The sequence below is a fragment of the Candidatus Woesearchaeota archaeon genome (assembly GCA_018303405.1).
Lineage (GTDB): Archaea > Nanobdellota > Nanobdellia > Woesearchaeales > JABMPP01 > JAGVYD01.
This window is the reverse complement of record JAGVYD010000018.1, coordinates 35,900-44,992: the sequence shown is the minus strand read 5'-3', so window position 1 is coordinate 44,992 and position 9,093 is coordinate 35,900. Positions and strand designations below refer to the sequence as shown.

The 9,093-nt window shown below is 44.4% G+C and carries 8 protein-coding genes; 7 read left to right on the top strand and 1 reads right to left on the bottom strand.

What is annotated here, in order from left to right:
• Window positions 1–144: 144 nt before the first annotated feature.
• Window positions 145–291: a hypothetical protein gene (locus J4227_07420; GenBank protein MBS3110331.1), complete on the bottom strand. Its 147-nt coding sequence runs from the start codon at window positions 289–291 to the stop codon at window positions 145–147.
• A 407-nt stretch (window positions 292–698) separates the two neighbouring features.
• On the opposite strand from J4227_07420, the gene J4227_07415 reads away from it, so the two are divergent.
• The 7 genes from J4227_07415 (at window position 699) to J4227_07385 (ending at window position 9,092) form a co-directional block, all read left to right on the top strand.
• Entirely contained in the window at window positions 699–3,017 is a 2,319-nt protein-coding gene (locus J4227_07415) for a hypothetical protein (GenBank protein ID MBS3110330.1), read from the top strand.
• A gap of 238 nt (window positions 3,018–3,255) precedes the next feature.
• Window positions 3,256–4,959, top strand: a complete 1,704-nt coding sequence (locus J4227_07410; protein MBS3110329.1) for a hypothetical protein — start codon at window positions 3,256–3,258, stop codon at window positions 4,957–4,959.
• 338 nt (window positions 4,960–5,297) lie between these two features.
• A complete protein-coding gene (locus tag J4227_07405; GenBank protein MBS3110328.1) occupies window positions 5,298–5,969 on the top strand; it encodes a winged helix-turn-helix transcriptional regulator in 672 nt (223 codons plus the stop codon).
• The gene (locus tag J4227_07400) at window positions 5,966–6,706 is read left to right on the top strand and encodes a hypothetical protein (protein ID MBS3110327.1); all 741 of its coding nucleotides are present in this window, start codon (window positions 5,966–5,968) and stop codon (window positions 6,704–6,706) included. The genes J4227_07405 and J4227_07400 overlap by 4 nt, the downstream gene beginning before the upstream one ends.
• Before the next feature lie 237 nt (window positions 6,707–6,943).
• On the top strand, window positions 6,944–7,579 hold the full coding sequence (locus J4227_07395) for a hypothetical protein (GenBank protein MBS3110326.1): 636 nt from the start codon (window positions 6,944–6,946) through the stop codon (window positions 7,577–7,579).
• Window positions 7,576–8,349, top strand: a complete 774-nt coding sequence (locus J4227_07390; GenBank protein MBS3110325.1) for a hypothetical protein — start codon at window positions 7,576–7,578, stop codon at window positions 8,347–8,349. Before J4227_07395 ends, J4227_07390 begins: the two co-directional genes overlap by 4 nt.
• Entirely contained in the window at window positions 8,349–9,092 is a 744-nt protein-coding gene (locus J4227_07385; GenBank protein MBS3110324.1) for a hypothetical protein, read from the top strand. Before J4227_07390 ends, J4227_07385 begins: the two co-directional genes overlap by 1 nt.
• The last annotated feature ends 1 nt before the right edge of the window (window position 9,093 follow it).

Sequence of the window (9,093 nt, the reverse complement as noted above, 5' to 3'; positions counted from 1 at the left end):
ATACCAACTAACCCAATCCACTTTCTCTTCATCACATCTACGCCCTTTGCGCCCCTCTTTTTTCAAAAGACAATGAAAAGATTAAAGGGCACTAATGATTCCCATTCTTACTGAACATGAATTAACGTGAAATATGCCGAACTTTCAAATCCGCCTTTCTGGTGCCTTGACATTCTCCAGCATCAGCAGCTCAACACGGGTAGACAGCTTCATCCCATTTTGCCTGCAATACGATTTAAAATCGTTCAGAACATTTTCGTCTATTGTCATAGTAATTGTCTTCTTAACCATATTAATATTAATTTATAATTAATTTATATATTTTTCTGCAAAAAATAGAAAAATGTATATTAATTGTGTTTTTTGTTTGGACGGTTTCCAAAATTCATGCCGTAATCATCTCTTGCCGAATTTTTAATTATGCCAAGAGCCAGTGTTTCCAGGAATTTCCCATTTAAAAGTCACAACAAAACTATTTATACTAGTAAAGGGCTTTTTTAGAATGGGCAAGGGGTATATTTTGGCCTTTTTTTGGGAATTGGGGCATAATCATGAAGCATGAATCATTTAATCGGCTTTATACTCCAAGCCAAGGGAATCAAGGAGGGTTTTAAATCTCCCCATTTGGTTTTTTCAAAAAGAGGAAGACAGCACAGGAACCACTAGATGATGATTCTCATAGGCAGGGCAATCAAGAAATGCCAATGCCTGATTCTGTTCCGGGACCAGTTGCCAATCGCCAAAAAATTTCTGACAGGAATATAAGGAATGTAACAAAGAAAATTGGCATCAAAGGAATCAACGTGAAAAAGGAACCAGGCAAAAAAACATCAGAAAATCCCCTGAAAACTTTTCATGAATTAGATGAGCTCAGGGCGACCTTTAGTGAGAAACAAAGTGTCGCACATGCGCTTGAAGCCCATTTCAAATCGCTCATAGATGTCGCGGTGCAAAAGGAAAAAGAGCTGGAAAACAGGATGTCACTCGCAGAGCGAAAGCAAAGGGAGCTTGACCAGGAGGAAGAAAGACTGGAATCACTGCGCATAAGCCTCGACGGGAAATGGGGCGCGCTAAGGCAAGGCGAGGATGAGCTGAATCAAAGGAAAATGCAATTGAAGCGGGAAACAAGGGAAATCGAGGCCATGCAGAGCCAAAATTCCAGGACCCTCGGGGAAATGCAGAATGAAATAAGCGGAAAGAAAAAACTTCTTGATGATGTCAACAAAAAACTGAAGACAATTGTGGCCGCCCACAGGGAAAAGGAGGCAACACTCCTGAACCTGGAGCAACAGCATTTTGAAAGAATAAAGGACCTGGCAGCAAAGGAAAAAATTGCTGAAAGCCTCAACCTGAAAATCCAGGAAAAGGAGCGCGAAATGGAAACAAAGGTTTCGCAGGCAATGCATAGACTGGAGAAAATTGAAATGCGGAAAACAGAGGCGCAAAATGAACTCAAGGCCATCAAATCAGAAATCAGCATGATGATGAGAAATCGGGAGGAGGCTGAAAAGGAAATGCGCAGGCAGGAGGCTGCCATTGTTTCAGGGAAACAGGAGCTTGAGAATGGAATAGCAACAGCGGAGAAGGCAAAGAGAGATGCCGCTGAAAAAATCAGGGAGATGGTGGCGGTTGAAAGAAGGATTGCCAAAAAGAATTCTGAGCTCATGGGCGCCGAGGCGAGGCTGGCTGACCTTGAAAAGCAGGCGCAGTCAAGAGTGATGGCTGCTGCTAAGCGCGAAGAGGAGACAGACAGGAAAATCGGGAAGCTCAATGAAAAAATCCAGGAGATTGAGCAGCAAAAAATATCATTGTCGCAGCTGGAAAGCGGGCATGGCGAAAAGGAGAAAATACTGGAAGAGAAGGCGGAGCGCGCGTCGGCAAAGCTCAGGGAAATCTCTGAGGCCATTGACGCCCGGCAGAGGCAGCTTGCGACCATGGATTCCCAGATCATCACCGCAAGGAAACTCCTTGAGTCAGCTGAAGCAGAGCACCAGTCTGTCCTGGAGAAAATAAAGCAGAAGCAGGCCAAAATCCGGGAAGCGGAGGGAAAGGAGGAGAAACTGTCAAGGGAATCCGGAATACTGCTCAATAAAATGGATGCAGATGCAAGGGAATACCAGGCCAGGCTTACCAGGCTTGCGCAGGAGCAGTCCAGGCTGCAGCTGCAAATGGAAAAATCACGAAAGGAAGTTGAGAATGCAGAAATAGTCATGGGCCAGAAAATGCAGGCAGCTGAAAAGGCCAAGAAGGAGCTTGCTGACCTGGAGAAACTGATAAGGGATACAAGGAAGATTTCTGATACACGGGAAAGAAAACTGATCAATTGGGAAAAAGAGCTCGAAGCCAGGGAGGAAAGCGTGGCAAAGGAAAAAGAGGAAGTTGCGCAGAAAACAAAAGACCTCAGGGAGAGGGAACTGCAGTTCGAAAAAACAAGGAAAGAGGCCACATCCCTGCAGAGCGAAAGCCTAAAGGTGGAAAAGGAGATTGATGACCAGATAAGGCAAAAGGAAAAGAAGCTGGAAAGGATGCTTTCAGATGAGCAGAGAATGAAGGAAAACCTCAACAGGATTTGGGAAAGCCTGAAGGAACAGCAGGCAGAAGAGCAAAAGGCAGTGAAAAAAGTCAAATTAATACACCGCGAATTATCAAAAATCAGGGTTTCAAGCCAAATAAAGGCCAAGGTTGAGAAGCTGCTGCGCCAGGTGGGCGTGGAAGTTGACACCGCAGAGGCTGTGACTGCCAGGGCAAAAGTGACTGTGAGAAAAGCACAGGAAGAATTAAGGAAGGAGATTGCGGAAACAGGCGCGGCGAGGCAGATGGCTAAGGCTGAAGATAAAATAGTCCAGCTGGACATCAAAATACGGGAATGCACCATTGCATTTGAGAATGGGGATTATCTCCTGGTCAAGAGCCTTTACGACCAAATCCGTGAAGCTTATGCTGGCATGGACCCCCAAACACGCAGCGTTGCATATGGCATAATCATGGAGCTGAGGCAAAAGATCTCTACAAGGTAAACGGCAAACCTATGGCAGAGCATAATGCCATAATGCGATTTTCTGCAGCACTATCAGGGGCATTATACGCAACAGCATCAGCAGTATCATCCATAGAAAAGTTTATATAATGATTAGTGCTATGCAAAAATGGAAAAAAGGGGCAGAATTCGGAACCATTTGGTTTTATATCTGATTCACCTATATTGTCCAGTTTTATCGGAATGCAAATGTTTGCGGCAACGAGGAGCATACTATCATGAGGCATCTTACAAAACTATTTTTTTATCCCGTAATCCTGCTTCTGGTACTTTCCATGTCTATTGCCCAGGTCAATGAGCCAACCAGGATACTTGTCAATTCCCAGGACTGGCAGGATGTCTACTCAGTAATGCTTTATGGCTCGCTCCAAAAAATCAACACCAATTTCCTGGTGAGCGACAAGCACGCCAGCATTATTACCGGGCAAATCCCTATCACAGAGCCGCTCTGGGTTTTTTCATCATCAAAAAACCCATTTGTGCTTGGCTATCAAAACTTCCTGTCGGGAAGGGGCTACGAAGTGCAGGAATTCAAGCCAGGCAATATCAACCTTGACATGGCAGAAAGGGCCGATGTGGAGGATTATGTAATAGTGGATGATTCGTACGGATACAATGCAATTGCTGTTGCGCCATATGCGGCATCAACAAGATCGTTTGTCCTTTTCGCGGACCAGAGAAACATTGATGACATTGTCTCATTCCTGGAGGAGCAGGACGCCCAGAAAATCCTGATATACGGCCTGGTTGACAGGGAAGTCAGGGATGCCCTTGCGCCCTACAATCCCGAGATTATCAACAAAGGAGGCGACAGGTTTGCCAACAACATTGAAATCCTGAAAAAATACCAGGACATCAACCATGCAAAGCAGGCCATCCTCACAAATGGAGAATTTATTGAGCGGGAAATAATGTCGGGCACAGAGCCTGTTGTCTTTATCGGCACAAATAATGTGCCTGCAATAATTGCAGACTATGTCCGCGGAAGCGATATCCAGATTGGCATCCTCATTGGGAATGAGCTGGTGGGGACGGCCACATTCATCAGGCGGCAAATTGGCATAAGCGTATTCGTCAAATTCGCCCAGGGTGCCAGGCAGCCGCAAGGGTCAATTTCACAGGTTGAAGCCCTGGACATGTTCTATCTCCCTGTCTATAACATAAACCTGGCCCTTGAATCAATAAAGTACAATCGCGCAACCAATAAGCTTGAAGTCACGCTCAGGAACACCGCTGAGCAGGGAATCTACTTCATGGGCACGTACACAATCATATCCAGCGATGATACCAGGATAACTGTGGGAGACGAAACACCTATTTTCATAGATGGCAACGAGCTCAAGACCATCACTTATGACATTGAAAATTTGCCCGAGGGAGCACTGAGCGGCCAGGCATATATAATCTACGGGGAATCTGAAAACAGCCTGGAAAAAGTCATTGACCAGGATATCGGAACAATAGAGTCAGTTCGAATACTTGACAACTGCCAGATAAGCATAGGCGGGCTAAGTTTCAACCTGCGCCGAAACACTTTCTATGTTGATGTTGAGAATGCGGGGGATGTCACATGCTACATTGACGCAGAACTGCTGGATGTGGACGTGGCCGGAGACTTCTACATTTTCGGATTTGACAGCATTGAATCCATTGAGCCGGGCGATAAAAAGCAATTGAAAATCAAGGCAGACCCACCTCTTATTGGTGAAGATGTCGAGGAAAACAGCGAGGTAAGGATAAGGGTATACTATGGCGAGCGCGAGAACAGCCTCGTCAATACAATTGAAGGAACATTTGACCTCATACTTTCCAAAGCCGATTATCTATTCTACACATTAATAGTAATAATAATCCTGCTCATCCTCCTTATCCTCTGGAAACGGAGGAAAAAGAAGAATGACGGGCCTGGCCAGAACAAGTAGCCACTAAGATTCTATGAAATTCTACATCTATAATTTTGTGTCTATTATCTTTTTATCCTTTCTTAATCTCTTTTTGGCATTTTTCATCCCCTGATTCACGATTAGGCTAATTCCCAATAGGAGGATACTCTTTTTTGCCACTAATTTAATAGTCAATTAATTATTATATTAATATACTAAAAGTGTTACAAAACTACACTACTTAATCACTAATCGAAATATTTATATATTAGTTGCACTATCAGTATGTTAAAATGGCTTTTGTATGCTATTTTAGATTAGTATACAAAAATCCTCCAAGACGATAAATGGGTTAGACGGGTCACAAAGGTGGGTTAATGGAACTGGAGCAGCTATTCACAGACCAAAAATGGAATATCCTTTTTCATCTCTCTACAGGCGAATTCTCCCCTCTTCAGCTCGCACATAAGACAAACACTACAATCTCCAATATCAGCCAGCAGCTCAGGCTCCTTGAAGCAGCGGGCCTTGTCAAAAAAAAGAAAATATCTAACAGGGACAAGGGCAAGCCGAGAGCCCTTTTCACACTTACAGATGATTATGCATACTTGATATCTATTACAAAAAATTTTGCATCGAAGAGGCTGTTGGCTTTGACTGATTACCACAAAGCCATCCTGAAGATTTGGTCGCTGGCAGATGCCAAAAAGCATCCCGTAGTGGCACAGGCATATGCCACGTTGCTGCCGAGCCTGGCAGAATTTGACTGCATCTACATTGCTGAGAATTCCAAAGGCCTGGAAATGAAGCTGGTTTTCAATGGCAGCAAGGCTGCACCCCAGCTTCTGAAGGATTTGCAAAAGGAGAAACTCTTCACCGAAAACGGCCTGCTGTTTGAGGCCATTGACAGGCAGTCTTTTTCTGAACTGAAAAGGAAAGACGCCAGCGAATATCTTGTTCTTCATGATCCTGAGGGAATGATCCAAACAGGAAACAGGGCATTCAAGAATGTCCGAAATGAAATGAATGGAGAGGTGGAATCGAAATGAAACGGGCAACAACAACTGCATTCATAATAGGCGCCCTGCTTCTAGTGGGTGCCTGGTTTGTGTTTGCAGCACCAGATGTCGCGGATTCAGTTACACTGGTGAATTCCAGCGGCCGAACCGAGGGAACCTCGGGGACAACAGTGCAGGCATTGGCAGGCAATGTATCATTGCTTGTGATTAACAACAACAGGACCACGGAAAGGTGGCAGGGTTATTTCGGAAACGTCACAGGGGCAATCTCCTTGTCAGATTCGTCAAATAACATCCTGTATGACTGGAAAATCGCATCTCCACGCGGAGAAATTTATGCGTCCAACACATCAACAGTCACATGGACCAACATAACCTGCTTTAACTTTACCAAGGTAGCAGCTTCGCAAAGGGTTACATTAAGCATGCTGGAAGGCAGCCTCGGGATGGCCACCAATGACCAGGATGGCGTAAATGAGACATTCAACAACTCATTTGGCGGAAGCTTTAGCGTAGGCGACACTACAATCAACACTGCAAGCGGCTGTTCAGCAGCTTACATGTTTACCAGCAATGGTGAACAATATGTTGACTATGTTGAAGTATTGCTGACTGACAACTCAACAGAAAATGTTGTGTATACAGCATTGCTTGAGCAGGACGCAACAGGCTTCACTGGCGACTCCTTTGACTTTGAAATGATAGTGGGAGAAAATGGCGATGATTCAGCCGTTACCAACTATTATTTCTTTGCAGAGCTGACGTAGGCGGAAAATTTATTTTTTTCTTTTTTGTTTTTTCTTTTTTCCTTCACATCCTTGAATTCTTCTCTTGCTTCTTTCCAGCTTAATCTTCATGAGTTGTTGGCATGCTTGGCTTTGAGGCATATTCCCCTTCTAAGGGATACAAAAAGATATCACAAGGAAGATCGGGCCAGCCTTATTTTTCTTATAATTATAATAAAAACATTTATATAATCGATATTTCTTATATTTATAGTAAAAATGACTCCAGATGAAAGCAGGCTAGCTGGCATTTCATTGAAATTAGCTGCAGAGCTGGTCCAGCGCTTCTATATATCTTCCATATATCTTGACAGTAAGGCACGGCATTTACTTATTGGAGCTGGCCAAGAGAAAAATGAAATCCTGTCATTTTGCCAGGATTACATGGCTGAAAAAAATCTGTCACAGGGATTTCTCAGAGTGCTCATTCCAGACAGCACTGAAATGTCAGGCAGAATATCCAACGCCCATGACCTCACTGTCATTTATGCCATGCAGTCAGCTTCCAAAATCCGGGAAGGCACGGCCTTGAAAATTCTCTTGACCTTTGACACCTCCTCCCTTGTCACCAAGGATAAAATCCGATTCTATCAGCGTCTCTACGGCTACATTAAAAAATCCAGCCACAAAGGCAAATCAGGAAGCCCTGCCAATTCTGAAGCGGTATCAACAAATGGAAAATCACAAAATGCAGGTGCACGAGATTACGCCTATCCGGGTCTCCTGGAAAAAGTCCAGGGGGAAAAAATAGGTAAGTCAAGCATTCTTTACCCTGCGGTGTATCACTCGAATGTTGAGATTTTTTTCAGCAATTTCAAGGTCAGCTACCGAACTCAAGAGGTATTTGCAAAATGACAATAGGCTTGGGAACAACGGTAAAGGGGAATAATCCTGCGCAGGCGGAAAACCCTGAGCACAAAAAGCAGGGAATTGAGCGCAAAGCCTTAATTTCCCTGCTCGTGACGTTGTTATTGGCAGGGTATCTGCTTCTGGTTTTAAACTCCCCGGTTTCCAAGAATATCACCACAATTTCAGGCATTACCGGAAAATCAGTTTCTCAAACTTATGCCCAGGAAATATTCTACAACATCACCTGCAATATTGACTTGAACTATTCCTGGAACCTCATATCATCCCCGTGCCTGGAAGACAACGCTTCCGTGACATATGCTGTACGGACACTTCCGCCAAATTTCATATCTATACATAGCTTCAACGGGTCCGGGATTGATGACACCTGGAAAGCCTACAGCCCGCACGCGGACAGCTTTGCCGTGCAGGACCTTGCCTATTTTGCAATCCAGGATGGCTACTGGGTAAATGTCAATGCCACCTCCAACCTGACAATGCACGGCAATGTGACTGTGCCAAATTTCATTTCATTGCACACTGGCTGGAACCTGATTGGCTGGACAAGCAATGAGACCAAAAACATCTCTGTCGCATTGGTTTCTATACAAGGAACCTTTACCTCGGTGCATGCCTATTTTTCCAATGACAGCGTTGACCCATGGAAAGTGTATAACCCGAATCTTGCGCCAGGCCTGAGCGACCTGCTTTACATGATTCCCTTCAAAGGATACTGGATCAACATGACAATTGATGCAACTCTCAAGGTGATTTGATGTTAAAAGACAAAAGTCTAAACAGTTATACACTCAACCGCATTAATCTAAATGTCATAAGGCAAAATTCAAAAATGAAACTTCGGGCCAATTTTAGCAATGCATTGGGCCGCAATGCATTGGTCCCTTTCATATTTCTCTTATTAGCCCTGTCAATGTTGCCAGAGTCCAAGGCATTTCCGCCCATTGCTGCAGAGTACTATGGCAATGTAATCCTGGACGGCCAGCCAGCGCCTGCAGGAGCAAGGGTATTGGCCTATGATCTGTCAGGTACAAGATGCGGAGCATTTGATGTCCATACCCCTGGAAAATTTGGATTCCTTTCATGCAACGGCGATGACTTGTCAACACAAAATGATGAGGGCGCAACAAAAAATGAAAATATTGTCTTTTATGTCAATGGCAGGATTGCAACTGCCATTTATCCAGATAAAACCCTTTCGAGCACAGGCTGGGCGCAGGGCGCCTTCATCGAAGTCATTCTCGATGTTTCACAGGGCTCGACTTCCCGGGCACTCCCTGGTTTCGCAGAAGATTCAGCTGTATCCGGAATTGAAAGAGCATCACCTGAAATTTCTGAAACTGACAATCCGGAGCCAAATCAGGCCCAATCCCATTTATCAGACAGTCCTGACAAAACACTCCCTCAAAAACCAGCCAGCATCAATGAAATACTCTTTGCATTTGTGCTATTGCTTGGGCTCAGCTGGCTATTATCCCAAAAACATGGAGATTATGCATAAA

Bases quoted from the DNA above. Each gene is read 5' to 3' on its own strand.
- J4227_07400 (MBS3110327.1), top strand. From the start codon at position 5,966: ATGAAACGGGCAACAACAACTGCATTCATAATAGGCGCCCTGCTTCTA.
- J4227_07405 (MBS3110328.1), top strand. From the start codon at position 5,298: ATGGAACTGGAGCAGCTATTCACAGACCAAAAATGGAATATCCTTTTT.
- J4227_07385 (MBS3110324.1), top strand. From the start codon at position 8,349: ATGTTAAAAGACAAAAGTCTAAACAGTTATACACTCAACCGCATTAAT.
- J4227_07420 (MBS3110331.1), bottom strand. From the start codon at position 291: ATGGTTAAGAAGACAATTACTATGACAATAGACGAAAATGTTCTGAAC.
- J4227_07410 (MBS3110329.1), top strand. From the start codon at position 3,256: ATGAGGCATCTTACAAAACTATTTTTTTATCCCGTAATCCTGCTTCTG.
- J4227_07390 (MBS3110325.1), top strand. From the start codon at position 7,576: ATGACAATAGGCTTGGGAACAACGGTAAAGGGGAATAATCCTGCGCAG.
- J4227_07415 (MBS3110330.1), top strand. From the start codon at position 699: ATGCCAATGCCTGATTCTGTTCCGGGACCAGTTGCCAATCGCCAAAAA.
- J4227_07395 (MBS3110326.1), top strand. From the start codon at position 6,944: ATGACTCCAGATGAAAGCAGGCTAGCTGGCATTTCATTGAAATTAGCT.